The 24,900-nt window shown below is 71.4% G+C and carries 19 protein-coding genes, 2 tRNA genes and 2 pseudogenes; 7 read left to right on the plus strand and 16 right to left on the minus strand.

The annotated features are described in order from the left end of the window. Positions 1-4: 4 nt before the first annotated feature. The 5 genes and pseudogenes from ACGFRF_RS19900 to ACGFRF_RS19920 form a co-directional block, all read right to left on the minus strand. Positions 5-436, minus strand: a pseudogene (locus tag ACGFRF_RS19900) (adenylyltransferase/cytidyltransferase family protein); the annotation flags it as partial. Further along, the gene (locus ACGFRF_RS19905; RefSeq protein ID WP_393741615.1) at positions 433-999 is read right to left on the minus strand and encodes a hypothetical protein; all 567 of its coding nucleotides are present in this window, start codon (positions 997-999) and stop codon (positions 433-435) included. The gene ACGFRF_RS19905 and the pseudogene ACGFRF_RS19900, both read right to left, overlap by 4 nt. Before the next feature lie 56 nt (positions 1,000-1,055). Further along, complete coding sequence (locus ACGFRF_RS19910) at positions 1,056-2,603, minus strand: oligosaccharide flippase family protein (protein WP_393741617.1); 1,548 nt, start codon at positions 2,601-2,603, stop codon at positions 1,056-1,058. Then, positions 2,600-4,177: a hypothetical protein gene (locus ACGFRF_RS19915; RefSeq protein WP_393741619.1), complete on the minus strand. Its 1,578-nt coding sequence runs from the start codon at positions 4,175-4,177 to the stop codon at positions 2,600-2,602. Before ACGFRF_RS19915 ends, ACGFRF_RS19910 begins: the two co-directional genes overlap by 4 nt. Then, the gene (locus ACGFRF_RS19920; protein WP_393741621.1) at positions 4,152-5,630 is read right to left on the minus strand and encodes a hypothetical protein; all 1,479 of its coding nucleotides are present in this window, start codon (positions 5,628-5,630) and stop codon (positions 4,152-4,154) included. Before ACGFRF_RS19920 ends, ACGFRF_RS19915 begins: the two co-directional genes overlap by 26 nt. A gap of 158 nt (positions 5,631-5,788) precedes the next feature. On the opposite strand from ACGFRF_RS19920, the gene ACGFRF_RS19925 reads away from it, so the two are divergent. Beyond that, positions 5,789-7,027: a glycosyltransferase gene (locus ACGFRF_RS19925; protein WP_393741623.1), complete on the plus strand. Its 1,239-nt coding sequence runs from the start codon at positions 5,789-5,791 to the stop codon at positions 7,025-7,027. Here ACGFRF_RS19925 and ACGFRF_RS19930 read toward each other — a convergent pair. The 4 genes from ACGFRF_RS19930 to ACGFRF_RS19945 all read right to left on the minus strand — a co-directional run bounded on the left by ACGFRF_RS19930 (position 7,024) and on the right by ACGFRF_RS19945 (position 11,608). After that, positions 7,024-8,553, minus strand: coding sequence for a fibronectin type III domain-containing protein (locus ACGFRF_RS19930; RefSeq protein WP_393741625.1), 1,530 nt, complete (start codon positions 8,551-8,553; stop codon positions 7,024-7,026). The two genes, ACGFRF_RS19925 and ACGFRF_RS19930, sit on opposite strands and share 4 nt — an antisense overlap. Before the next feature lie 335 nt (positions 8,554-8,888). Next, the gene (gene gmd / locus ACGFRF_RS19935) at positions 8,889-9,932 is read right to left on the minus strand and encodes a GDP-mannose 4,6-dehydratase (protein ID WP_393741627.1); all 1,044 of its coding nucleotides are present in this window, start codon (positions 9,930-9,932) and stop codon (positions 8,889-8,891) included. Between the two features lie 42 nt (positions 9,933-9,974). Continuing rightward, positions 9,975-11,090, minus strand: a complete 1,116-nt coding sequence (locus ACGFRF_RS19940) for a glycosyltransferase (RefSeq protein WP_393741629.1) — start codon at positions 11,088-11,090, stop codon at positions 9,975-9,977. Next, positions 11,087-11,608 carry a putative colanic acid biosynthesis acetyltransferase gene (locus tag ACGFRF_RS19945; RefSeq protein WP_393741631.1) on the minus strand — a complete coding sequence of 174 codons (522 nt, stop codon included), beginning with the start codon at positions 11,606-11,608 and terminating at the stop codon, positions 11,087-11,089. Before ACGFRF_RS19945 ends, ACGFRF_RS19940 begins: the two co-directional genes overlap by 4 nt. A 105-nt stretch (positions 11,609-11,713) precedes the next feature. Between ACGFRF_RS19945 and ACGFRF_RS19950 the strand changes: the two genes are divergently transcribed. Beyond that, positions 11,714-12,685: a GDP-L-fucose synthase family protein gene (locus tag ACGFRF_RS19950; RefSeq protein WP_393741633.1), complete on the plus strand. Its 972-nt coding sequence runs from the start codon at positions 11,714-11,716 to the stop codon at positions 12,683-12,685. Between the two features lie 19 nt (positions 12,686-12,704). On the opposite strand, the gene ACGFRF_RS19955 is transcribed toward ACGFRF_RS19950, so the two are convergent. The 5 genes and pseudogenes from ACGFRF_RS19955 to ACGFRF_RS19975 form a co-directional block, all read right to left on the minus strand. Beyond that, positions 12,705-14,171, minus strand: coding sequence for a sugar transferase (locus ACGFRF_RS19955; RefSeq protein ID WP_393741635.1), 1,467 nt, complete (start codon positions 14,169-14,171; stop codon positions 12,705-12,707). 94 nt (positions 14,172-14,265) lie between these two features. Then, a complete protein-coding gene (locus ACGFRF_RS19960; protein ID WP_393741637.1) occupies positions 14,266-16,203 on the minus strand; it encodes a galactose oxidase-like domain-containing protein in 1,938 nt (645 codons plus the stop codon). Beyond that, positions 16,200-18,227, minus strand: coding sequence for a glycosyltransferase family 2 protein (locus ACGFRF_RS19965; RefSeq protein WP_393741639.1), 2,028 nt, complete (start codon positions 18,225-18,227; stop codon positions 16,200-16,202). The genes ACGFRF_RS19960 and ACGFRF_RS19965 overlap by 4 nt, the downstream gene beginning before the upstream one ends. Before the next feature lie 313 nt (positions 18,228-18,540). Continuing rightward, positions 18,541-18,864, minus strand: a pseudogene (locus ACGFRF_RS19970) (GntR family transcriptional regulator); the annotation flags it as partial. 183 nt (positions 18,865-19,047) lie between these two features. Next, positions 19,048-19,121 (minus strand) — tRNA-Lys (locus tag ACGFRF_RS19975). Between the two features lie 187 nt (positions 19,122-19,308). Between ACGFRF_RS19975 and ACGFRF_RS19980 the strand changes: the two genes are divergently transcribed. From ACGFRF_RS19980 to ACGFRF_RS20000, 5 genes are all read left to right on the plus strand, one after another. Continuing rightward, entirely contained in the window at positions 19,309-20,607 is a 1,299-nt protein-coding gene (locus tag ACGFRF_RS19980) for a peptidoglycan-binding protein (RefSeq protein ID WP_393741641.1), read from the plus strand. A gap of 322 nt (positions 20,608-20,929) precedes the next feature. After that, complete coding sequence (locus ACGFRF_RS19985; RefSeq protein ID WP_393741643.1) at positions 20,930-22,063, plus strand: SPFH domain-containing protein; 1,134 nt, start codon at positions 20,930-20,932, stop codon at positions 22,061-22,063. Between the two features lie 114 nt (positions 22,064-22,177). Beyond that, positions 22,178-22,783: a lytic polysaccharide monooxygenase gene (locus ACGFRF_RS19990; protein ID WP_393741645.1), complete on the plus strand. Its 606-nt coding sequence runs from the start codon at positions 22,178-22,180 to the stop codon at positions 22,781-22,783. 105 nt (positions 22,784-22,888) lie between these two features. Next, a complete protein-coding gene (locus ACGFRF_RS19995) occupies positions 22,889-23,311 on the plus strand; it encodes a hypothetical protein (RefSeq protein WP_393741647.1) in 423 nt (140 codons plus the stop codon). Between the two features lie 95 nt (positions 23,312-23,406). Further along, on the plus strand, positions 23,407-23,871 hold the full coding sequence (locus ACGFRF_RS20000) for a DUF3592 domain-containing protein (protein ID WP_393741649.1): 465 nt from the start codon (positions 23,407-23,409) through the stop codon (positions 23,869-23,871). 75 nt (positions 23,872-23,946) lie between these two features. Here the strand turns inward: ACGFRF_RS20000 and ACGFRF_RS20005 are convergent. Both ACGFRF_RS20005 and ACGFRF_RS20010 read right to left on the minus strand, forming a co-directional pair. After that, positions 23,947-24,020 (minus strand) — tRNA-Lys (locus ACGFRF_RS20005). A gap of 87 nt (positions 24,021-24,107) precedes the next feature. Then, complete coding sequence (locus ACGFRF_RS20010) at positions 24,108-24,866, minus strand: IclR family transcriptional regulator (protein WP_393741651.1); 759 nt, start codon at positions 24,864-24,866, stop codon at positions 24,108-24,110. Between the last annotated feature and the right edge of the window lie 34 nt (positions 24,867-24,900).

Raw genomic sequence — 24,900 nt, forward strand, 5'->3', positions numbered from 1 at the left:
CGGTCCCGCGGGGCGAGGCGAGGACGTCGAGTGCGGTGCGCAGCAGCGTGCTCGAGGTGTGCAGGGTGTACGGGAAGTAGACGACTTCCACACCGATCTCCGCGAACCGGCGTTCGAGCGCGGTCCCCTTCTCCGTGCCGCGCCAGTCGTCACCCTTGAAGACGACGTCGAAGCCGATCTTCTCCCACATGTCCATCTTGTCGTTCGTCGCCTCGACGACGGCCTCGTCGACGTACCGGACGCTGCGGACGATGTCCAGGCGCTCCGAGAGCGGCACGACCGGCCGACGGCCCTTGACCCGGATGACCTGCTCGTCGGTGACGACGCCTGCGACGAGGCGGTCGCACTGCTCCCGGGCGCGGCGCAGGATGTTGAGGTGCCCCACGTGGAAGAGGTCGAAGACGCCGGGGGCGTACCCGACGCGTGGTCTTCTCATGACTGTCCCGGCCTTCTCGCGTCGGCAGCCGTGGTGACCGTGAGGGGCGCGGACCTGGCTTCGACGCGGGTCCCGTCGGTCACCTCGACCGTGTACTGGTGGCGGGAGCCGGGCGTGACCGAGTCGGTGTGACGCATCGACGGGCGGTCCCAGGGGGCGGACCGCCGGCGCAGCGAGGCCACGCGCTTTCCGTCACGGCGGATCCGGTACGTCAGTATCGCGCGTACGGCCTCCTGCCCGCCCGTGAAGGAGCGGACGCAGGGCAGCAGTTCGCCGGTGGCGGCGTCGAACGCGGCGAAGCCCCTGCGCGTCACCTCCCTCTCACCCGGCTTCGCGCCCGGCGGGCGGACGCTGTCGAAGGTGCCGCCGACATACACGACACCGCGCGCGGACGCGACCGACCAGACGGTGCCGTCCGTCTGCCAGGTCGCCAAGGGGTCGGCGGTGAAGGCGGGTTCGCCGGTGGCCGGCGAACCCGACGCTGCGGTGAGCGATGCGGTCGTGAGGACCACCATGGCGGAAGCCGTGATGGCGGTCCTCGCCGTGAGGTGGCGCAGGCGCATGGAACATCCCGGGTGGATGGTGATCGGCGGGGAGGCACGGACGAGGTGACGCGGCCTCAGGCGGTGCGTTCGCGCAGGACACCGACGAGATCGCTCACGCCCAGAGTCGTACGAAAATGCCACAGAACAGTGCCGAACACGCACACCGCCAGGGTGATTCCGAGGGCGAGGCCGGTCGCCGTGTCACCAGCCAGCACCCGGACGGGAAGCACCACGACCGCCGTGAGGCACAACCCGGTGGCCATCGCCGCGACATACCCGCGGTCCACGGTCCTGAAGCCGGGATCGCGCCGCACCAGGGCCGCTGCCCCGAGGTTCTCCACGACGATCGCCGCACCCCACGACAGCGCGGCACCCAGGGTCCCCAGATGCGGCACGGTGAGCACGCCGACGGTCAGCTGCACCGCGAACGCCGCGCCGGTGACCGCGAGGTGCCAGGAGCTGCGGCCGGCCATGAGCATCACCGTCTGGGCGTTGCCCACCCCGACGTTGACCGCCGAGGCGACACACAGAACGATCAGCGCGTCCGACCCCTGGGTGAACTCCGGTCCGAACAGGGACAGGACGGTCTGGGGGAAGTTCGCGAGGAACACCAGCAGCGGCCAGGAGAACAGGACGATCCACCGGGTGGAGACGCGATGCAGGTGGCAGGCCTGATCGAGGTCGTCCGTGGCGAGCAGGCGGCTGATCTCCGGAGCGAAGGCCAGCCGGACGGCGAGCTGCAGCAGCGTCGCCGCGCTGATGACACGGCCGACGGCGGTGTAGATGCCCGCCTCCTCGCTCGTGCCCAGGCTGGACAGCAGGATGACGCCCACCCAGACCGCGCTGATGTCGAAGACGGAGGAGACGGCTCGGGGTGCGGAGAACGCCCAGAACCCGCGCCGGGCCGCGGCCGCGGCGGGCGCGGGCGCGGGCGTGACCCGCCGGTCCGCACGGCAGCGGCGCAGCGCGAGCCAGGCGGCGACGGCACCGGTCAGTGTGGGGAGGAGCCAGGCCACGGCCAGGCTCAGCACGCTCGGGGCCAGCAGGGCGACGGGGGCGGCGATCAGCACGCGCAGCACCGGTTTGCCGATCTGCTCGACACCGACGAGCGGGAGCACCGTGCCGTAGCCCTGGGTCGCGCCGAGCCAGATCAGGGTGACCGTGGCCAGCGGGAGGAACACCGAGAACAGCCGGACCAGGGTGACCGCGTCGGCCGGGGCCAGGTTCGACAGCAGGGCGGTGGCGGTCGGGGGAGACAGGAACAGCACTGCTGCCGCCGCCGTGCTCGCCACGGCGCCCGGGACGACGGCGGTGCGCAGGAGCGCGCCCACGTGCCGGCCGCCGCCCGTGGCCACGTCACGGGAGATGAAGCGCACCAGCCCGGTGTCGGCGCCGAGCTTGCAGGTGTTGCCCAGGATGGTGAAGACGGCGACGCCGGTGAACACCGCTCCCGCGCCGTGCGCGCCGAGCGCCCGCGTGACGAGGGCCACGAGCAGATAGCCGAAGAGAGCGCTGACGGCCGAGCCCAGGAAGCCCCACCAGCCGCCGCGCGCGGTGGCCGCGATCCCGCTCATGGCGGGCCTGCCGCGGGCGGTGGGGACGGCCGTTCCGGGGGCGCTCATCCTTGGGAGGCGGCGACCGCGGCGTCCGGCGCTGACGAGCCCGGCTGGGCCTGGGCGGGCATACCGGGCGCGACGGGCACGTCCCGCACCTTCGGCCGGCGGGCCAGGATCCCGCGCCGGGCGCTCGTGCCGACGACCGCGCCCAGCAGGCGCCCGCCCGAGCAGCCGACGAGTTCGCGGACCCGCCGGAGGTCGTCGCGCCGGGTCCGGTCCAGGCCGGCCACGACGAGGACGCCGTCCACGCGCTGGGCGACCGCGAGGCCGTCGGTGTGCTCCAGCAGCGGGCGGGTGACGACGAGCGCCGACTGTGCGGCCTCGGCGCGCGACAGCTCGCGCGTCACCATGGGGGACGCCGGGGCCTCGCCGGTGACGGTGTCCGGGGTGCCGGGGGCGAGCGTGAAGCGCCCGGCCGTGCCCGCGTCGACCAGAACCCGGTCCTCGGGCAGGCCGGCGGACTCGCTGTCGTCGCCGCCCGCGGTCACCAGCGGCAGCCGGGCCGCCAGGCCGGGGGTGCGTCCGGTGGCGTCGACCAGCAGTACGTCGTCGCCGCACTCGGCGAACGCGGCGGCGAGGTGCACGGCGGTGTCCTCGGCCGTGGCGTCCAGCCGCGGTGCCGCGATCAGCAGGCTGCCGCCGGGGGTACGGTCGCCGGCGTGCCGGAGGCGGAAGGCGAGCATGCGGTACGTCTCCGCGTGGCCGCCCCCACTCCGGCCGGGCCTCAGCGGTTCGCCGCCCGGGCCGGTGTCGGGGAGGATGCCGAGGACCGGAGCGCCGAGCGCGCCCTCGACCTCGGCGATCGAGCGGGCCCGCGGTTCGAGGGCGGAGCGCAGCCAGGCGAGCACGAGGCCCAGAAGGAGACCACCGAGCAGGCCGAGGCCGAGGAGGGCCGAGAGCCCGGGACCCGACGGACGGGCGGGGGGCGTGCCCTTGCGGACGACGTCGCCGCCGGTGGTGTCGCGGGACCGGATGTCCGAGATCCGCTTCTGCAGGGTGCTGATCTGGTCCGCCACGCCGGGGGCGGGGTTCTCGTCGTCCCTCTTCGGCCTGGCCTGCAGCGGGGCGAGCTGCTGCTGCAGAGCGCTGGTCATCCGGTCTGCCACGCCCTTGGTCCTGGCCTGGCGGTCGGCGAGGTAGGCGTCGGCGAAGGCGTTGGCCGCCCGGGCCGCCCGCCGTGCGCTGCCGGCCGTGTACGCGAACTTCAGGACCTGGGTGTTGGGCGCGTAGCTGACGCTCAGGCCGCTGCCCAGCGCGGTGGCGCGGGACGGTTCGCCCAGCGTCTTCGCCGCACGGGCCGCGACGCCGGCACTGAGCGCGATCTGCCGCTCCGTGCCCATGCTCACCTGGTTGTCGACGGAGACGCCGAACGGGCTGAACGGATCGGTCGTCGAACGGACGAGGACCTCCCCGGTGGAGGTGTAGCTGCGGCCGCCCAGCAGCCCGAGCAGCAGTGCGCCGAGCAGCGCCAGGGCGACGGCCAGCGCGATGGTCCCGCGGTACCGCAGCAGCTGGTGCAGTTGGTCGCGGAGCCGGTCCGGCTCGTTGTGCCAGTCATCGAAGCTGGTGGGACAGGTCACGAATGCCTCCTGTTCCGGAGATCGGGGTGCGGCCGGCGCCCGTGGGCGACGGCGACGGTGAGGGGGCCCGGGACGTCCGGGCGGCGCGGGTCGTGATGAGGAGCGGCAGGGCCAGCAGCAGGAACAGCGGCCCCACGACGCCCATCAGGCTGCCGCGCAGGAAGATCATTTGATAGAAGGCGAAGACGGGGACGAGCAGCGCGGCAAGCGTGGCCCGTTCGGTCCGCAACCGTTCCCGGAGGTCGTCCATCCGGCGTCCGGCCGCCCCGAGCAGACCGAAGACGGCCACCACGCCGGGGGCGCCGGCCCACAGATAGCTCTCGATCCACAGGGGTGCCGAGAGGTTCTTGAAGGTGTAGCCGGCCCACTCGGCGAGCGCGACGCCGGTGTCCTCGGGTTTTCCGGGCCATGCCGAGCGCGGGACGACGAACAGCACCGGACCGAGCACGGCCGACGGCGTGAAGCCGGCCTCCTTCACATAGTCGATCCCGGTCTGCATCTGCTGGTAGGCGTCGTAGTCCATGTTCGTGGTGAACTGCTCGGTCAGGGAGATCACTTGGACCGCCTGACGGTGGTCGTAGCGGAAGTAGTCGCCGTAGGGGAAGACGAGCAGCACGATCGCGGTGAGCGCCGCGGCGGTGCGCCGGAAGGCCCGCGGACGGCTGAACCGGCCGGTGGCGAAGAGCAGGGCCAGAAGGACCGTCCCGGCCCAGAAACGCGGCCTGCTGATGGGGTTGTTGACGACCACGTTGAGCCCGATCAGCAGCGGGAGCAGCAGCAGGCGGAGGCTGCGCAGCAGTCGGTCGTTCGGCGTCGTCACGCGGGGCAGGTGCACCAGGGCCACCAGCGCCCAGAACGCGGGGACCGCCACGGACCACACGGCCAGCGTCCGTGTCGAGTCCGTCGCGGCGCCCGACTGCCATACCGCCTGCCGACTGGCGAAGAAGGCCTCGACGCCGCCGAGCCGGGGGATCAGCGCGGCACCGAGCAGGAGCGCCAGGCCGGACAGTAGGAGCACGGGTACGGGCGCGAGTCTGCGCGACAGCAGGGGTTCGAGCCGGACCGGCCGGCCGCCCGCGCGCCGGCGGGCGAGTGCCGCGCCGCCGCTGTAGGCGAGCAGCCCCAGCTCGGTCAGGGCTGTGGCGGCGAAGGCCGTGGTGTCGTCCGCACGGTACTCGTGGGAGTAGGTGCGGGTGGCGAGCATGGCGAGGGGGGCCAGCCCGAGCCACACGTAGGAGAAGAGCCAGAACCCGAGGGCGGTCAGCCGCACCCGGGTGTCGGTGAGCACCCGGGTGAGCGCCCCGCCGGTGTGTGCGAGGACGACGCACTGCAGGGCGAGTGCCGGCCCGACGTGCGCGCCGGGAGTCTGCAGGATCAGTGCGGGCAGCAGGCCGACGAGGACGAGGGCCCAGCCGAACACCGCCGCCACGCAACGGACTTGACCGTCCTGCACCTGCGCCACCTCGATAGAGTGAGTTCAAGCAATGCCAAATACGGGCAAACCGAGTGAATGTGAGCAAGGCAGTTATAGCTCAGGTGGCAGGTGCGATTGATCGACCTGCGGCGCGTTTCGCTGGAGAGCGCAGGGCGTTTGCCCCTTAGTATGCCAATATGTCCGAACTCCTCGAGGGCCGTCGTGTCCTCCTCGTGTCGACCAACTACGCGCCCGAACACACCGGAATCGGGCCCTACTCGACCGGGATCGCGGAACACCTGGCGGCCTGTGGCGCCGAGGTCGACGTCCTCGCGGGCATGCCGCACTACCCGGCCTGGCGCGTCCACGACGACTACCGGGGACGCTGGCGCATGGTGGAGCACCGCGGCGGTGTCCGGATCCACCGGCGCCGTGGTTACGTCCCCTCGCAGCAGACCGCGGTGCGCAGGGCGGCCTACGAGCTGAGTCTCCTGGCGCACGGCTCCGTCCGGCCGCCCGCCGGCCGACCGGACCTGGTGCTGAGTCAGATGCCGTCCCTCGCCGGAGGGGTCATCGGGAACCGCGCCGCCCGGCGTCACGGGGTGCCGCACGTGGTCGTGGTGCAGGACCTCATGGGAGCCGCGGCCGCGCAGAGCGGGATCACCGGCGGCGGCCGCGTGGCGTCACTGGCGACGGGGACGGAGGCGCGGATCCTGCGCTCGGCCGCCCTGGTCGGCGTGGTGCACGAGTCGTTCCTGGACCGCGTCACCACGGCCGGTGTGCCGACGGCCCGCGTCCGGATCGTGCCCAACTGGACCCACGCCGGGGCCCCCACCGGCGACCGCAGGACGGTGCGGGCCCGGCTCGGCTGGGGGCACGAGGAGTGCGTCGTGCTGCACGCCGGGAACATGGGGCTCAAGCAGGGTCTGGACGTGCTGATCGACACCGCGCGGCTCGCGGCGCGCCGGACCCCGCGCATCCGGGTCGTGCTCATGGGAGACGGCAGCCGGCGGGCGCACCTGGCGTCCCTGGCCGCGGACCTGCCGAACGTGGACCTGCTGCCGCCCGCGGCCGACGCGGACTTCACCGACGTACTGGCCGCGGCGGACGTCCTCGCGGTCACCCAGCGGGCGTCGGTCCTGGACATGAGCCTGCCCTGCAAGCTGACGTCCTACTTCACCAGCGGGCGCCCGGTCGTGGCCTCGGTGACCACGACCGGGGGCACGGCCGACGAAGTACGGCGCTCGGGAGCGGGCGTCGTGGTGCCCCCGGAGGATCCGGAGGCGCTGTACGGCGCCGTCCGGGCGCTGGTCCAGGACCCCGGCCGCGCGGCCGCACTCGGCGCGCGCGGCCCCGCCTACGTCCGGGAACGGCTCAGCCCGCGGGCCGGCCTGGGCCGGATCACGGCGCTCCTCTCCGAGGCCCTGGCCCGTTAGCGGCGCGTCTTGGCGGCCGCGGTCACGTCGACCGGCTTCGACGCGGGCGAGGTGTTCCTGCCGTCGGTGACGGCGATGGTGTACCGGTGCCGGGAGCCGGGGGTGACGGAGTCCGTGTACGTCATGTCCGGGCGGTTCCACCAGGTCGACCGCTGCTTCGGCGAGGCCACGAGCGTGCCGTCACGGTAGATCCGGTAGGTCAGCTCCGCGTTGTCCCTGTCCCAGGTGGCACGCCAGGTCAGCGCGACCTTTCCGGCGCGGGTGGTCGCCGCCGCGAGCCGGGGAGTTCCCTCCGGGGCGGCGTTCTCGGGTCCGGCGGCGAAACGCGTCAGGCTCTGCTGCGGTTTGCCGTTGACCGTGGTGAATTCACCACCCGCCCAGAGGATTTTGCCGACCATGGCCAATGTGCGGGGCCCGTTCGACTCGCCGATTCCGTCGTCCGTGTCGGGGAACCAGTGCAGCAGATGCCCGTCACGCGCCGAGTTGGCGAGGAAATGCTGGCGGCGGCCGTCCAGGAATCCGCCCGGGGTCGAATCGCAGTTGTGGGCGTGGCTCGCGCTGTAGAGAACACCCTGGTACGGGACGACGGCCTGGGTCGCGCCCTGGCAGCTGTCCTTCCACAGCATCTTCCCGTCGGACAGCCGGCCGGCGATCCGGCCGTCGAAGACTCCCGTGCCCTGGCCCTCGGCTCCCAGGTAGAAGGTGTCGCCGTCGCGTGCCAGCGTCTTCACGCCCACGACGTCGCGCGGGATCCAGTCCGGGTAGGACGCGACGGTCGCGCCGGTCCAGGGGTCCAGGCCGACCAGCGCGCTCTCGGCCGAGCCGTTGACCTGCTGGAAGTCGCCGCCCACGATGACCTTGCCGCGGTCGGGTACCGCCAGGACGGCCAGGACCGGACGGTCGATGTCGGCCCGGAAGGGCAGCAGCGCGCCGCGGGGACTGAACGACGCGAGGTGCCTGCGGGATCTGCCGCCGACGGCCTGGAAGTCACCGCCCAGGTAGACCGCCTCGTCGGTGGCGTCGATGGCCCGGACGGTCGCCTCGACCACGGGCCGGAAGTCCTTGCGCAGCGAGCAGCCGCCCGTGTCGATCGCGGCCGCGTTGGCCACTCCCTTCCCGTCCACCTGGCCGAACGATCCGCCGACGTAGAGCACCTTGCCGTCGGGCGACACGTCCAGCGCCCGTACGGAGTCGTCGGGGCCCCTGGTGAAGGAGTGCGAGCACGGCAGGAGTTTGCCGGTGACGGCGTCGAACGCGGCGAAGTTCTTGCGGGCGACCTCCCTCTCGCCCGGCCGCGCGCCCGGCGGGCGGACGCTGTCGAAGCTGCCGCCGACGTAGACGACGCCGTGTGCGGAGGCGATCGACCAGACGATGCCGTTCGTCTGCCAGGTCGTCAGGGGTGCGGCAGAGAGGGTCTTTGCGTCGCGTGTCTCCGAACCGAACGCGGTCGTGAGCGAAGCGGCCGCTAGGAGGGCCGCGGCACAGGCCGTGATGCCGACCCTCGTCGTGCTTTTTCTCAGGGGCATGGAACATCCCGGGTTGCAGGGTGGGGGCGGAAAAGCAGCACGAACTTACACCGAATCACCATTCCGGCCTGGTATGGAGCCCGCATGGCGGATGAATGACATGTCATGAAGTGACAGCAAGCCGGAACCGGGCAGACGAAAAGGCACCCGGCCACCGACGAGTGGCCAGAATTCGAATTCCCTAATCAAAAGGACGCGCGTATCCGCGAAGGTGAGACCTCGCACACCGAAGAATCCCCCGGTCCGAACGGCGGACGAGGGGCGGTCCCGGCGGAACGCCCCTCGTTCGTGGGCCGGCGCCCTCGTCCTTGGGGCCGGCGCCTGCTGTCCGTGGGTCAGCGCCGGACGGGCGTGGGCAGCACGGGCGCCGCCACCGCCTGGCCGCCGGGAACCGGGACGTGTCCGAGCCCGGCCAGCTCCGCATCGACCATCAGCCGGGCCAGTTCCGGCGCGTGCACGGTCGCCCGCCAGCCGAGCACCCGCTCCGCCTTGCCGGCGTCACCGACCAGGTCGTCGACCTCGGTGGGGCGCAGGTAGCGCTCGTCGAAACGCACGTACTCCCGCCAGTCGAGGCCCACGTGGGCGAAGCACTGCTCCACGAAGTCGCGCACGCTGTAGCTGGTGCCCGTGGCGACCACGTAGTCGTCCGGCTGGTCCTGCTGCAGCATCCGCCACATCGCCTCCACGTACTCGGCGGCGTAGCCCCAGTCCCGGCGGGCGTCGAGGTTGCCGAGGTGGACGACGTCCTGCAGACCGGCCTTGATCCGGGCGGCGGCCGTGGCCACCTTCCGGGTCACGAACGTGGGGCCGCGGCGCGGGGACTCGTGGTTGAACAGGATGCCGTTGACGGCGTAAAGGCCGTACGCCTCACGGTAGTTGCGGGTCATCCAGTACGCGTACACCTTCGCCGCCCCGTAGGGCGAGCGGGGATGGAAGGGCGTGCGCTCGTGCTGGGGCGGCGGTGTCGCGCCGAACATCTCCGAGCTGGACGCCTGGTAGAAGCGGCAGTCGAGCCCCGTCCTGCGGATCGCCTCCAGCAGCCGTGTGGTGCCCAGACCCGTGGTGTCGCCGGTGAACTCGGGCTCGTCGAACGACACCCGCACATGTGACTGGGCCGCCAGGTGGTAGACCTCGTCCGGCCGCACCTGCTCCAGCAGGCCCGCGATCCGGGTCCCGTCGGTGAGGTCGCCGTAGTGCAGGAACAGGCGTGCGCCGGCGTCGTGCGGATCGCGGTACAGATGCTCGATGCGCTGGGTGTTGAAGGTGGACGCACGGCGGACGACTCCGTGCACCCGGTAGCCCTTCTCCAGCAACAACTCCGCCAGGTACGAACCGTCCTGACCCGTGATACCGGTGATGAGGGCTGTCTTGACAGTCACCCGCTCTCCTTAAGTTGGAACATTCCTCCGACGGCCGACGCGTCAGAGGTGCCGATAGAACCCTTCGAGCCGGTCCGTGACCGCGTGGATGGAGAAGACCTCCTCGACCGCGCGCCACCCCTCGGACACCAGGGACCGGCGCTTGCCCTCGTCGGCCAGCACCTCGCACACCGCGTCGGCCAGGGCCCGCGGACTGCCGTCGGTGACCAGCCCCGCACCCCGGCGCGCCAGCTCCTGCGCCATGCCGCAGGTGTCCGTGCACACCACGGGGGTGCCCGCGGCGAGGGCCTCGATGACCGTCATGGGAAACGGCTCGTCGACGCTCGGCAGCACATACACGGCGGCCCTGGACTGGGCGCGCAGCGCCTCGTCGTACGCCAGGGGCCCGCCGTAGGAGACGACGTCCTGAAGCCCCCGGGCCGTGATGAGCCGGCGCACCGCCGGCAGTGACCCCTCGTCCGCCCCGTACAGGCTGAACCGTGCCCCCGGAACCCGCCGGTGCACCAGCGCGGCCATCTCGACGAACGCCTCGGGGCGTTTGCGGGGGTGCAGCCGGGCGAGGAAGAGGACCTCCGGGTCCCGCCGGAGGGGTTCCTCCGTGCCGCCACGGCGCTGCGGCCGCACCCCGTTGGGCAGGACGAGCAGCGGCGGACCGTCCGGGCCGACTACCTCGGCCAGGGCCACGCGCTCCCGGTCGGTGAGCACCAGGCAGCCGCGTGCCCGGCGCAGCAGCGGCACGTACAGGCGGTCGAAGAGCCGGACCACGGCCGCGCGCCGGGGCTCGACCATGCCGTGCGTCTGGGTGAGGAACCTCTTCCGGCGCAGCACGGCCACGGCGAGAGCGGTGAGCGAGACCAGGTCCCGGCCGGCGTGCAGGTGCACCACGTCCGCCCGGCCCAGAGCGTGCCACAGATCCCGGACGAGCAGCGGGTGCATGAGCCCCGTGAAGCGTCCGGGGAGCAGGGCGCGGGCCGGACGCGTCCGCAGCGGCACCGTGCCGATGCGCGCCGGTGCCCGGGACCTGCCCCGCCACAAGGACACCAGTGTGACCTCGTGGCCGCGCGCGGCGCACTCCTGCAGTTGTCCGGTCGCCACGCTGGTCGGGCCGCCGTACGCCCCGTCGTCGCTGACAAGCGTCACCACGTGGACGACCCTCATGCCACGGCTCCCGTCGTGACCACCGTGTCCGGACCGACGTCGCGGTGGGCGACCGCGGCGGCGCCCACCACCGCGCCGCGCCCGACCGTGACGCCGCGGAGCACGACCGCCCGTGCCGCGACCCAGGCCCCCGGCTCCAGCCGGATGGGCCCGTTGTCGAACTCGAAGGTACGGCTGGCGCGCCGGTGGCTTCCCGTGCACAGCAAGGCGCCCTGGGAGACGCACACATCACTGCCGATCGTGATCGGCTCCAGGTTCAGCAGCCAGGCACCCTCGCCGATCCACACGTCGTCGCCGATCTCCAGCCGCCACGGCCAGTGCACCCGCACGCCGTGCCGGATCAGCACCCGTCGCCCGACCCGCGCGCCGAAGGCCCGCAGCACGGCCGGCCGCCAGCGGGCCGGGAACCACCACTTGACGAAGACGAGATGGAGAACGGCGAACCAGGCCACCTGCACCAGCGGGGGGCGTCCCTTGTCGTAACCGGCTCCGGTGAACCCACGCAGGGAACGCTCCACGGCGGCAGTCCTCCCCGAGATCCGAACGATGACTCTGGGGCGAGTTTCCAGGAAGTAACGGTGCAATTCGGTACATACATGCGTGTTGCTGGCAGACTCGGCCATATGGAAGAACTGCTCGCCACACCTGCCCGTGTGTACGTCGCCGGCCACCGGGGGCTCGTCGGTTCCGCGCTCGTCCGCCGTCTCCAGGCGGACGGACACGAGGTCCTCACCCGGTCCCGGTCACAGCTCGACCTCCGTGACGCCGCCGCGACGGCAACGTTCCTGCGGGACGTTCGACCGGACGCGGTCGTCCTCGCCGCGGCCAGGGTGGGAGGCATCATGGCCAACAGCACGCAACCGGTGCAGTTCCTCGAGGACAACCTGCGGATCCAGCTCAGCGTGATCCCGGCTGCACACGCCGCAGGCGTACGACGGCTGCTGTTTCTGGGGTCGTCGTGCATCTACCCCAGGCTCGCACCGCAGCCCATCCGGGAAGGCGCCCTGCTCACGGGCCCCTTGGAGGCGACCAACCAGGCCTACGCACTGGCCAAGATCTCCGGCATCGTCCAGGTCCAGTCCTACCGGCGGCAGTACGGTTCCTCGTACATCTGTGCGATGCCGACCAATCTGTACGGCCCCGGGGACAACTTCGACCCGGAGTCCTCCCACGTCCTGCCGGCCCTCGTCCGCCGCTTCCACGAGGCGAAGCACTACGGGCTCGACGAGGTCGTGCTCTGGGGCAGCGGTACCCCTCGCCGGGAGTTCCTGCACGTCGACGACCTCGCCGACGCCTGTGTGACACTGCTGCGCCGGTACGACGGCGAGGAGCCGGTCAATGTCGGGTGCGGACAGGACCTGACGATCCGTGAACTCGCCGAGGTCGTCGCGGAGGTCGTGGGGTTCGAGGGACGGATCGCCGTCGACCCGACGAAACCGGACGGCACGCCGCGCAAGCTGCTGGACGTCTCCCGGATGACCGCCCTCGGCTGGCGGCCGAGGATCGCCCTGCGCGACGGCATCGCCGCCACCTACGCCTCCTGGCTGAGCACCATGGAGCCACCGGCTCCGCACCCGGCGGCGGTGCGCGTCTGAACCGGCGGAACCCACCGGGTCAGTAGGCGCCGCGTCCGTCCAGTACCGCGCGGACGGTGCGGGCCATCACCCTCATGTCCCACGCGCAGGACCAGTTGTCCACATAGCGCAGGTCCAGGGAGACGGTCTCGTGCCAGGACAGTTCGGACCGTCCGCTCACCTGCCACAGCCCGGTCAGGCCCGGCTTGACGCTCAGCCTGCGCCGCTCCACCGCGTCGTAGCGGGCCACTTCCTCGGGCAGGGGCGGACGGGGGCCGACCAGCGACATGTGGCCCAGCAGCACATTGGCCAGCTGGGGCAGTTCGTCCAGGGAGTGGCGGCGCAGAACGCGGCCCAGGCGTGTGATGCGCGGGTCCCGGCGCATCTTGAACATGTGACCGTCGTTCTCGTTGGCCTCTTCCAAACCGCTCTTCATCCGGTCCGCGCCGACGACCATCGTCCGGAACTTCCACATCGGGAACGGCACGCCGTCCTTGCCCACCCGCGTCTGCCGGTACAGGACGGGGCCGGGTGAGCCCAGGCGGACGGCGAGGGCCAGGGCACCGAACACCGGCGCGAGGGCGACGACGAGGAGGAGCGCGACCAGCCGGTCCATGACGGACTTGGCGAACGTCTGCGCTCCGTGGCGGGCGGGCGGCGCGATGTGCAGCAGGGTGAGCCCGGCCGCCGTCGTGAGCCGGACCCTGCGCCGGGCCACCTCGACGACGCCGGGCAGCACCATGAGCGGGCAGTCCCGGTCGTGCAGGGCCCAGGACAGCCGTCGGAGCCGGTCCCCCGACAGATGCCGGCCCGGGGACACGAAGACCAGATCGGCGCCGAGTTCCTCCGCCGCCGCGACCACGGCCGCGTCGTCCTCGCCGGTGCCGTCCGGCCCGTCCGTGCGGAGCCGGACACACACCGGTACGCCGGCCGGCACCTCGCCCTCGCCCACGGGACAGGCGCCGACCACCACGTATTCGTGATCCGTGCGCTGGGCGAGCCGGCCGATGACGGCGTCCACCGTCCCGGCCTCCCCGACGACGAGTACCCGGCGCAGCGCCCGGGCGTCCCGGCGCTGGGCCCGCAGATAGTGGTGGATCGCCTTGCGGACGACCATGGCGACGGCGAGCGACGGCAGCAGCGCGGCGACCGCCACGGCAGACACGCTGCCGAGACCGAACAGGGCCCGCTGCAGCGCGAGGATGCCGAGCAGCACCAGCCAGTCGCGGAACACCGGCCCGACGGGGCCGCCCTCGCTCCAGACCCAGCGGACATAGCGCTTGCCGATCACGCCCACGAGCAGCCAGGTGAGCGCGGCCACCGCCGTCTGGTGCGCGGCGTGGGCCTCTCCCACCGCGTGGAGGGCCGCCGCCACCGGCAGGGCCGCGGCGACCAGGTCGGCGCCGGCCGCGACGAGTCCGCACCAGCGGACCTGCGCGTCCGTCCGCGTGATCGGCCGATGCGACGGAGCGGTCTGCCGTGACGCGTCGACTCCGAACCGTTGCATGGCTCTCCCTGCCGCCGGGACGCTTTCTCTTATGTCATGTTTAACCCACTCATCCTTATTTAGTGCGTATTCATGACGGATGGTCATACTTCGGCTAGGGGACCTTCACCCACTGCGCCTTCGACGGCGTCCCCTGGTCGTCGTCGACGAACAGCATGTACCAGCCGGACTGCACCAGATTCCGGTTCTTCGGCACGGTCACCGTGATCTTGTCGCCGGACGTCGTGAAGTCCAGGGCGACGGACCGCTGGTCCACGTCCGTCACATGCGTCGAGGCGCTGGGCCGGATCAACCGCGCCTTCTTGATGCCGGCCGCGTGCGTCGAGGTGAACGTCCCCGAGGCGCCCCGGGCGATCGTCCGCGGACCGCCACCGAGCGTCGGCCGGGAGTCCCGGTACAGGTACGGCGGCGTGTAGATCTCGATCCGCTGCTCGAACTTCCCCGGCTTCGTGTTCGCCTTGTCCGCGTACAGCGAGTCGGACCCGAAGAACATCACCCGCCCGTCCGGCAGCAGGATCGACCCGGAGTGGTAGTTCCGCCCCACCAGCGGATCGGCGACCTGGGTGAAGCTGTTGCTGTCCGGGTGGTACAGCCGCGCCTGCAGGATGTTCGAGTCGCCGCGCCCCCGGTAGTCCTCCGAGCCCCCGGACACCAGCACGGTGTCGTCGGGCAGGATCGAGGACTGCGGATACCGCGTCCCCTTCTCCAGCTCGGGACCGTCCACGAACGAGGGATTGCCGGCCTTGAGATCGATCAGCCGCGTCTTCTTGCTCGACAGCTTCGACTCGCCGACCCCGCCGCCACCGATCACCAGGTACTTCTCGTCCTGGGCCGGAGGCAGCAGCACCGTCCCGGACGTCTCCATCCTGTCGGCGTCACCCAGCCCCGGCAGCTTGGTGAACTTGTTGGTGCCGACATCCCAGATCCCCGGCTCCCGGCCCACGTCGTCCGGCCCGTACCCCGCGTTCGAACCCGAGTAGAAGATCTTCCCGTTCTGCATCAGGAACAGCGCCGGGTACGTCGGGAACTGCCGGACCTTCTTCGTGTACGTCCACTTCTTGGTCTTGGGGTCGAAGATCTCGTTCTTGCCCGGCACCAGCTGCCCGATGTCGTCCAGCCCGGAGACGCTGAGGATCCTGCCGTCCGACAGGGTCGTGAGCGTCGGGTACCAGCGGGCCTCGTTCATCGGGTCGACCTTGATGTACCGCTCGGCGACCGGATCGAACTCATAGGCGTCCCGGATGCCCTGGAAGTCCTTCTTGTCGAGGGCGAGCTTCTGCGCGATGCCGTAGGTGTTGCGGGCGTCGACGCCGGTCAGGCCCTGGATCCGGTAATTGTCCTGGGTACCGGTCTCGTACTTGGTGCCGCTGCGCTGCGCCTCCACGTAGATCCGGCCCAGGCCCGGGTCGTTGCGCAGGAACGCGCCCGTCTTCGGGTCGAAGACCTTCTTCGCGCGCGGGACGAGCACCGGGTCCTTCGACACGAACGTCCTGCCGTTGCTCTTGCCGGTGAACTTCGTGCCCGCGGGCAGCGTGATCGGCTTGTCCGGGTTCTCGTTGTGGACGATCATCAGGCCGCCGGCCTTGGTGACGTCACCCTTGAGCTTCTCGTACCGCTTGGTGCCGCCCGCGATCAGCAGGTTGCCGTTGGCCAGCTGGGTGTGGCCCGTGCAGAACAGGTCGTTGGGGGTGGGGATCTTCTTGATCGTGCCCTTGACCGGGTCCCAGAGCCGGGTGTCGAACTTCTTCGCGTCGAAGTTGTCCTGGTTGTTGCCCGAGCCCGCGACCAGCAGCACCTTGCCGGTGTGCAGGAGCGCCGCGTGGATGGTGTCCTGGCGGTACTCCTCGGGGAACTCGATGACGTCCCAGTGGCCGTTCGCGGCCTTGTACTCGGGTTTGTTGATCTTGTACTGGTGGTAGTGCTCGGTCCCGAAGCGGTAGAGCCACGGCCCGTTCATCCCGGCCAGCGCGATGACCACCGCCGTGCCTGTCGCGAGTCGACGGGCACGACGGCGGCCGGCCTGGTCCTTCATTCCTTACGTCCCCCAAGTCCACCAAGGGCGATCTGCATGGTCTGCTCGTTGTCCCCGTCCGGGCCCGTGCCCGGCCCGCCGTGCGGGGCGACCCAGCTCGGCCGCTGCTGCGGGGCGTGCGCCGCGCGGGCCGCGTACTGCGCGGGCACCGCGTCCTGCGGTCCGGCCGGCACCGACACCGGGGCCGGCGCGGGCGCGGGTGCGAGCGCACCCGCCGCGTGCCGGGGCGTCTTCTTCGCCTGCCGCATCTCATGGCGCCGGACGAACATCGGGAAGGCCGTGATGAGCATGGCGAACGAGGCCCAGGTCACCATCGCCGGGTGCGAGTGGCCGAGGACGAGACCGGCGACGACGGACGCGCCGAAGATCACGATGAAGTACCAGTGGTACCGGAAGGTCGCGAACCAGGTGTCCGGGCTCGCCGAATCGCCCTTCGGGGTGACCACGAACTTGCTCTTGCGGCGCAGCAGGGAGTCGATCAGCGCCTTGGCGTAGAGGGGCGCGGACAGGGCCGACATCACCATGCCGGCCACGCCGCCGGAGCCCTCCGGCTCGTGCGGGGAGACGTTGTGCCGCCGGTTCCAGACGTACAGGCCGATCTGCAGAGCGGAGGCGTTGCCGTACAGCATCAGCCACACGGTCGGGTCGATGTTCACACCTGATGCGCCCAGACCCAGGAACAGCGCGCAGCTCAGCGCCGCGAGGATCCAGTTGAGGGCCGACATCGGATAGAAGATGATCATCATCGTGTAGTTGAAGAGCTTGCCCGGCGGCAGCGAGAACCAGCCCTTCCAGTACTGCTTGAGGATCGTCTCGTACGTCCCTCGCGACCAGCGCATCTGCTGGGTGAAGAAGTCCGTCCAGGCGGCGGGGCCCTCGCCGACGGCCAGCACGTCCGGGGTGTACACCGACTTCCACTTGCGGCCGGTGGCCGGGTTCTTCGCCCGGTGCATCTCGAACCCGGTGGCCATGTCCTCGGTGATCGAGTCGTACAGGCCGCCGATCTGCTTGAGCGCCTTGATCCGCACGGCGTTCGAGGTGCCGACGAACATCGGGGCGCCGTAGCGGTTGCCGGCGCGCTGGATCAGGGCGTGGAAGAGGAACTGCTGGGACTCGGCGGCCTTGGTGACGAACGTGTCGTAGTTGCCGTAGACCTGCGGGCCGATGACGAAGCCGACGTCCGGGTCGCGGAAGTAACCGAGCATCCGCTCCAGGTAGTTGGGCAGCGGCACATGGTCGGTGTCGACGGAGGCGAAGAAGTCGTACTGGTCGCCGTGCGCCTCGAGCCAGGCGTTGTAGTTGCCGTGCTTGGTCTTGGCGCGGTGCGGGCCCTTGGCCTGGTTCCACCGGGCGACGCCCTTGCGGGAGAAGTGGTGCACGCCGAGCCGGGCGCAGACCTCCTTGACGGCCGGGTCGTCGCCCTCGTCCAGCAGCCACACGTGCATCAGGCCCCGGTGGCGCAGCTTCACGGCCGCCTCCAGGGTCTTCGTCACCATCTCCAGCGGCTCCTTGCCGGGCACGAAGGAGGTGAGGAAGGCGACGCGGGTGCCGGTCTCGGGCACCACCGGCACCGGGTCGCGGGCGACGAGCGTGGCGTGCGCGTTGGACAGCACGTTCATGCAGCGGAAGAACTCGATCAGGCCGATCGAGACGAGCATGACGACGTCCAGGGCCGGCAGGAAGTCGTAGGCGGGGTAGTCCCGTTCGGTCCAGTGCTCCGGCTGCAGCAGCCAGAACAGCAGCACCAGGGAGAGCACCGGGGCCGCGCCCAGCATGAGCGCGGCGCGTATCCGGTGCGGTTCCTGCGAGAGCAGCGACCGGTACTGCACCGTGTACGGCTTGGTCGGGTCAGGCTGGGTAAGAGGTCCCGCGAGCCGGCTGTAGTGCTCGTAGTCGTATCTCGGCAGGCTCTTCTCGATCCGGCGGAACTGGCCCGTCCGGTGGCTGATCGCCCTGAGCTGTGTGGTCTGTGACGGGTCGTCGTGAGCGTGGCTCGGTGCGGCGCCCGGCGGCGTCGACGTCATGAGTAATCCCCCCACACGCAGGTCAACGCGTGTTTCGTCGGTCATTGCCCGCCCGGCCGGCTCCCCTTGGCCCGCGCGTGCGGAGTCGGTGGTGGGTCGCAGTCACCACGTTTTGCCCACCCTCTAGACACGGGACGACGACCTTCCGGTTGCATGATGCCCCCCTCGGCATCGCTTCATGAACGGGGCCCCCTCCCCGCCGGTGAGCAACCGGTCTTTTCCCCCCAACTGCCGCCGGTCGGCGGCGGTTTGGACAACCAGGGTTCTACGGTGTTCAGCATGATCGCAAGATGCGAAACGCGCTGTTTACCGGTCAAACCCGTTCATTGTGGCGCGCGAGGGACGCGGGAGGCTGGGGTGCGCCGGTGGTGGAGAGGCGGGTGCGGACGTTGCCGAAGTGGTCTCTTACGGCCTCCTCCGCCCGCAGGGAATCACCGGACCGGACCGTGTCCAGCACCTCGCTGGGCCGCACGTCGGCCGGCCCCCGGTAGAGGGGTGGCGTGAAAGGCGCGGTCGGTCTCGGGAGGCCGGCCCCTTCCGCGGCCTCCTGTTCCATACGGTCCACGAGCGCGTTCGGTTCAACGAGGTCCGCCTCCGGCAGCCGGCCGGCGTGATGCAGCCGGCTTGTCGATCCGCTCCTGGCGATCCCGGGCTGCTGGGGCGAGAGCGCATCCGGCCGATCGGGGGAGGGCCCTGTTCCGGCGACCGCGGCAGGGGCTGTGTGGGCGGCGGGCTCCGCCGCGCGCGGCGGAGCCGCGCGGAAACAGAGATGGCGAGCCGAATCCGCGCTGGGTGCGGACGTGGCTCGCCATCGTCATCGTGCGCCGCCAGGGACTCGAACCCCGGACCCGCTGATTAAGAGTCAGCTGCTCTAACCAACTGAGCTAGCGGCGCCTGCTGACGAAGAGAACTCTACCTGACCTGGAAGGGTGCTCCTGACCACCTCCGGGCGGCTCGGCGGGGCCCCGGTGGGCCCGCGTACATCATTCGGACCGTCAACATGCGCGCCCCGGGGACACTTGGGAAACTGATCAACGTGCACACACGCGGACAAATCGACCCTGAATGTGAGGCAGATCGCATGACCGCTCCGGTGTTCGAGGAATTCGACCCCGCGAGCGACTGCGGCTGCCCCGGCTGTGTCCACTGGCGTCGGGTGAGCCCCCGCCTGTCGCCCGGTCGCCTGGGCGGCCACCCGGCCGCTTGCGCGGTCGTGGTCGTGGCCGCCGCGTCCGCCGCCCTCGGCATAACTCCTCCGGCCGCGGCCCACACCGCCGGCCACTCGCCGCACCGCGAGGCCGTGCCCGGGGACGGCGAGCCCGCCACCCCCCAGGGCGTCAAGTCCCCGCTGCACGGCCCGGCGGGCAAGCCGGTCGAGCCCGGCACGGAACCGATCCCCGCCACCACCCGGACCGAGATCATCAACCGGGCCAAGATCTGGGTGGCGGCGAAGGTGCCGTACAGCATGACCGACTACTGGTCCGACGGATACCGGCAGGACTGCTCGGGCTATGTCTCCATGGCCTGGGGGCTGCCGGGCAACGAGTGGACGGGCAGCCTCGACCAGTTCGGGGTGAAGATCACCAAGGAGGAGCTGCAGCCCGGCGACATCCTGCTGTACCACAACCCCGACAACCCCCAGAGCGGCTCGCACGTGGTGATCTTCGGCGGCTGGACGGACCACACGCACACCTACTACACGGCCTACGAACAGACGCCCCCGCACACCCGCCGGCAGACCACCCCCTACCCCTACTGGAGCAACGCCGACGCCTACGTGCCCTACCGCTACAAGGGCGTGAGCGCCGGCGCGGCGGGCGCGAAGGCGGCCGGGGGGAAGAAGCAGGCGCCCTTCCCCGGCGCGGCCTACTTCGGTCCCGGCGCCGACAACAAGTACGTCACCCGGCTCGGCGAGCTGCTGATCGCCAGGGGCGCCCGCTCGTACTACGCCCAGGGTCCCGGACCGGTCTGGGGCGAGGCGGACCGGCGGGCGACCCAGGCGTTCCAGCTGGCCCAGGGCTGGACGGGCGCGGACGCCGACGGGCTGCCCGGCCCGCGCACCTGGGAGCTGCTCGTCACCGGCAAGGGCGAGGACATCGCCCCGGGCGGCGCCGGTCCGGGCCGGCCGGCCTCGCACGGCGTGCCCGGCTATCCCGGCCGGAACTTCTTCCGACCGGGGGCGACCAACGACTACATCACCCAGCTGGGTGTTCAACTCGCAAAGAAAGGATTCGGCAGGTTCTACGCCCTGGGGCCCGGTCCGCACTGGGGCGAGGCGGACCGGCGCGCCGTGGAGGCCTTCCAGCGCACCCAGGGCTGGCGGGGCGGCGCGGCGGACGGCTACCCGGGCCCGGAGACCTGGCGACGGCTGTTCGCCTAGCCGGCTCCGAGCACCCGGCCCGGCCCCGACCGGGCCAGCCAGGCACTCGGTCACCCCAACAGGCACCCGATCACCCCGACAGCCACCCGATCACCCCCGACAGGTCTCGGTCACCCGGCCCGGCCCCGACCGGCCAGACAGGCACCCGATCACCCCGACAGGCACTCGATCACCCCGATACGCACTCGATCACCCCGACAGGTCTCGGTCACCCCGGGCGGGCCCGATCGTCCGGGCAGGCCCAGGTCATCAGGCCGGCCCGGCCCCCTGTACACCCCATCCCCTGTTCATGACGCATCTGGCGCGGAGGCTGGAGGCACGCATGAGTACGACCACGTCACACACCCCACCCGAATCCGAGGGGCAACCGGAGGGTGCCGCGACCGCGGGCACCCGTCCCGTCCGGCTGATCCAGAACGAGGCGACCACCGAGATCCCCGTCCACCTGCTCTTCCGGGACGACCTCGACCCGGTGAAGGTGCCGCTCAAACCGGCCGTGGTGGGCCGTCGGCAGGGCACCGGCGAGCAACCCCGCCCCAGGCGCCCGGTCCCGGTGCGCAGACGGCCCCTCCCGCAGGCCGATCCGGAGCTGGTGGAGCGCCCGGCGCGGGCGCTGCCGGGGGCGGCCGGGCTGCTCGCCGGGGCCTGCGGGATCGCCGGGTGCCTGGGCGCCACCTGGTGGGCGGGGCTGCTCCCGCCGCTGGCGGCCGAGGCGCTGGGCCTGCGGGCGTACACGGGCACCGGCCTCGGTCCGGCGCAGTGGGCGGCGTACGCCGGGGCCGGCACGCTGGGCCTGGTCGGCTTCGGCGGGCTGACCCGGGGGCGGACCGGTCGGGCCTGGGTGCTCGGTCTGTTCGGCCGCTACCGCGGGACGGTCCGGCGCACCGGGCTGCTGTGGGTGAACCCGCTGGTGCTGCGCCGCCGGGTGGACGTACGGCTGCGGCACTGGCGCAGCGAGACGATGGCCGCGGCGGACCCCGACGGCATGGCGCTACGGGTGGTCGTCCTGGTGGTGTGGCGGGTGCGGGACACCGCACGGGCCACGCTCGGCATCGAGGACCACGAGGCGTACCTGCGCGAGTGTGTGGAGGCGGCGCTGGCCCGGGTGCCGGTGGAGCCGGCGGGCGGGACGCGGGGCGGGGTGACGGCCGCCGGTGACGCGCTGACCCGGCTGGTGGCGACGGAGGCCGCGGGGATCGGTGTGGAGGTGTTCTCCGTGCAGCCGGTCCGGGTGGAGTACGCCCCCGAGGTCGCCGCCGCGATGCATCGGCGCCGGATCGCCGCGCTGGACGCGCGGCAGCGGGCCAGCATGCTCACCTCGGTGGTCGACTCGGTGGAGGACACGGTGACCCGGCTGACCATGCGCGGGCTGGTCGAACTGGACGACTACGAGCGCAAGGTGCTGGTCCGTGACCTGACGGTGGCGTTCTGCTCGGGGCGCGGGGAACCGGTGTAGCCGGCCCTGCAATTGGTATGGACATGTTCAACTACGGGTAATAGCCTGAGACTTGGTCTAGACCTACCCTCTGCACAGCTCACTGAACTCCCCACGTTCTCCAGGAGCGGCAGCATGCGCACCAAGACCAAGTTGTCCGCAGTCGTGCTGGGTGCGGTGACCGCCGGAGCCTTCGCGCTCTCCACCGGCGGCGCCAGCGGGCACGGCTACACCGACCTCCCCATCAGCAGGCAGAAGCTCTGTCAGAACGGCACCGTGGCGAACTGCGGCCCGATCCAGTGGGAGCCGCAGAGCGTCGAGGGCCCCAAGGGCTTCCCGGCCGCCGGACCCGCCGACGGCCAGCTCTGCAACGGCGGCCTGAGCCAGTTCGCCCAGCTCAGCGCGCCGAAGACCCCGTCCGGGGGGGCCTGGCCGACCACCCGGGTGACGGGTGGTCAGTCGTACACCTTCCGGTGGCAGTTCACGGCCATGCACGCCACGACGGACTTCAAGTACTACGTCACCAAGCCGGGCTGGAACCAGAACCACGCCCTCTCCCGCTCGGACCTCAACCTCACCCCGTTCCTGACGGTGCCGTACAACGGGCAGCGCCCGCCGGCCACGCTCAGCCACAGCGGCACCCTGCCGTCCGGCCTGAGCGGACACCACGTCATCCTCGCGGTGTGGACGATCGCCGACACGGGCAACGCGTTCTACGCCTGCTCCGACGTCACCTTCTGAACCCCGTTCGGGTAAGGTCCGCGTGCGCCGGCGCCGGGGGTTTCCGGTTCCCGGCGCACGTGAGTCCGGCAACCGACGTACGGGGGTACGCGCACCGTGGACGCCTTGTTCAACATATCCATGCTGGGCCTGCTCGGCCTCGCCGTCTGGTCCGCGGTGGCGCTGGTGCGCCGGACGCGGCAGCGACGCGCGGCCTGGGAGAGCGGGCTGACCGCGCAGGCGCGGGTGGTGCGGGCCTGGTCCACCACGCAACTGGTCAACAACGTGGCCCGCCGGGTGCAGTGGCACGAGTACGACTTCACCACGCAGGACGGCCGCGCCGTCCGCTTCAAGGAGAGCGGCGGCCCGCGCGACCGCACCGAGGGCCACCAGGTCCTCGTCCACTACGCCCCGCACGAGCCGGACAAGGCCACGGCCTCCGAGCCGCGGCCCGGCAGGGACATGGCGATCACGGTCGTCTGGCTGGTCGTGCTCGCGGCCTGCGCGATCTTCCTGGTGCACGAGTGGATCGAACTGTCCCGGTACTGATACTGAGCTTCCCTTGAGACACGCCACCCCGCCGGCCGGGTACGTTCCTGGCACGCCGGCCGAGCGAGGCCGGGGTACCGACCTCGGGGGCACTCATGGAGCTGATCTTCTACGCCGTACCCACCCTGATGATCGCGGGCTGCGGCTTCGCCGCGTACCTGCTGGTCCGCCGTGCCCGGCGGCTCAGCAGGACATGGGCGCACGGCCTGACGGCGCGGGCGCGCTGCCTGCGGATGTACACCACGACCAGTGGGGGCGGCGGGGACACGTCCGTGCGGACCACCGTGCACCACGTCTACGAGTTCGCCACCCGCGAGGGGCGCACGGTCCGGTTCGACGAGGAGGGCGGTTCCGCGACCGTGCTCGAGGGCGACTTCGTCACCGTGCGCTACCTGCCGGAGCAGCCCCGGCGGGCCACCGCGCTCCCGCCCTCCCGCGGCAAGCTCGTCGTCACCACGGGCTTCGGGCTGACCTTCCTCGGCGTGGCCGCCACCTTCTGCGCCGGCTTCATCACCGTCGCCCACATGATGTTCACGGAATCGTCCGGCCTGATGCCGTGATCCTCGCCGTCCGACGGCGTGCGGCACCTCCCCGACGAAAAGGGCCCCTCGCTCTCGCGAGGGGCCCCTCATCCGTGCGCCGCCAGGGACTCGAACCCCGGACCCGCTGATTAAGAGTCAGCTGCTCTAACCAACTGAGCTAGCGGCGCATGACTCCCGCCGCCCGCTCTTCGCGGCCGGCGACGAAGAAAATACTACCTGGTTCCGAGGGGTGCTCGTGACCACCCGGGTGGCTCCTAGAGCGTCAGCGAGAGCAGGACCGGTGCCGCATTGCGGTTGAGCGTGTCCGCGGCGTGCTTCAGGCGGTGCGCGTGCTCCACCGGGAGGGACACGGCGAGGCACCCGACGGCCGAGCCCGCCGTGATCGGGACGGCCGCGCAGACCGTGCCGACGGCGTACTCCTGGAGGTCGAGGACCGGGACCGTCGGCGGCTGGGACTCCAGGCGGGACAGCAGCAGCTTGTCGCTGGTGATGGTGCGCGAGGTGAGGCGGGCCATCTTGTGCCGGGAGAGGTGGTCGCGGCGCGCGTTGTGGTCCAGCTGGGTCAGCAGGCTCTTGCCGACGGCGGTGGCGTGGGCCGAGTAGCGGAAGTCCACCCACTCGTTGACCGCCGGGGTGCCGGGCCCGGCGGCGTACTGGGTGACCTTCACCTCGCCGTCGATGTACCGGCTGATGTAGACGGCCGCGCCGACCGAGTCCCGCAGCCGGTCCAGGGTGTGCTGGAGCTTGTCGCGCAGGGCCCGCTCGCGGTCGTGCGCCGAGGTCAGGCGGCGCAGGGTGTCACCGGTGACGTACGCCCCGTCGGCGATCTGCTCGACGTAGCCCTCGCGGCGCAGCATGCGCAGCAGGGTGGTGAGCCGCTCGGCGTCGAGGCCGGTGTGGCGGGCCAGCTCGGTGTCGGTGACGCCGGCGGAGTGGCATGCCACGGTCTCCAGCACGCGCAGAGCGTCCTGGGCGGAGTGGTACGGGGCGGTCGGCTCGTGCATCAGCGCCACGGTGTTTCCCCCTGCGCTCGCTGTCTGGGCCGCG

It is taken from the genome of Streptomyces sp. NPDC048521 (assembly GCF_043199855.1).
Lineage (GTDB): Bacteria > Actinomycetota > Actinomycetes > Streptomycetales > Streptomycetaceae > Streptomyces.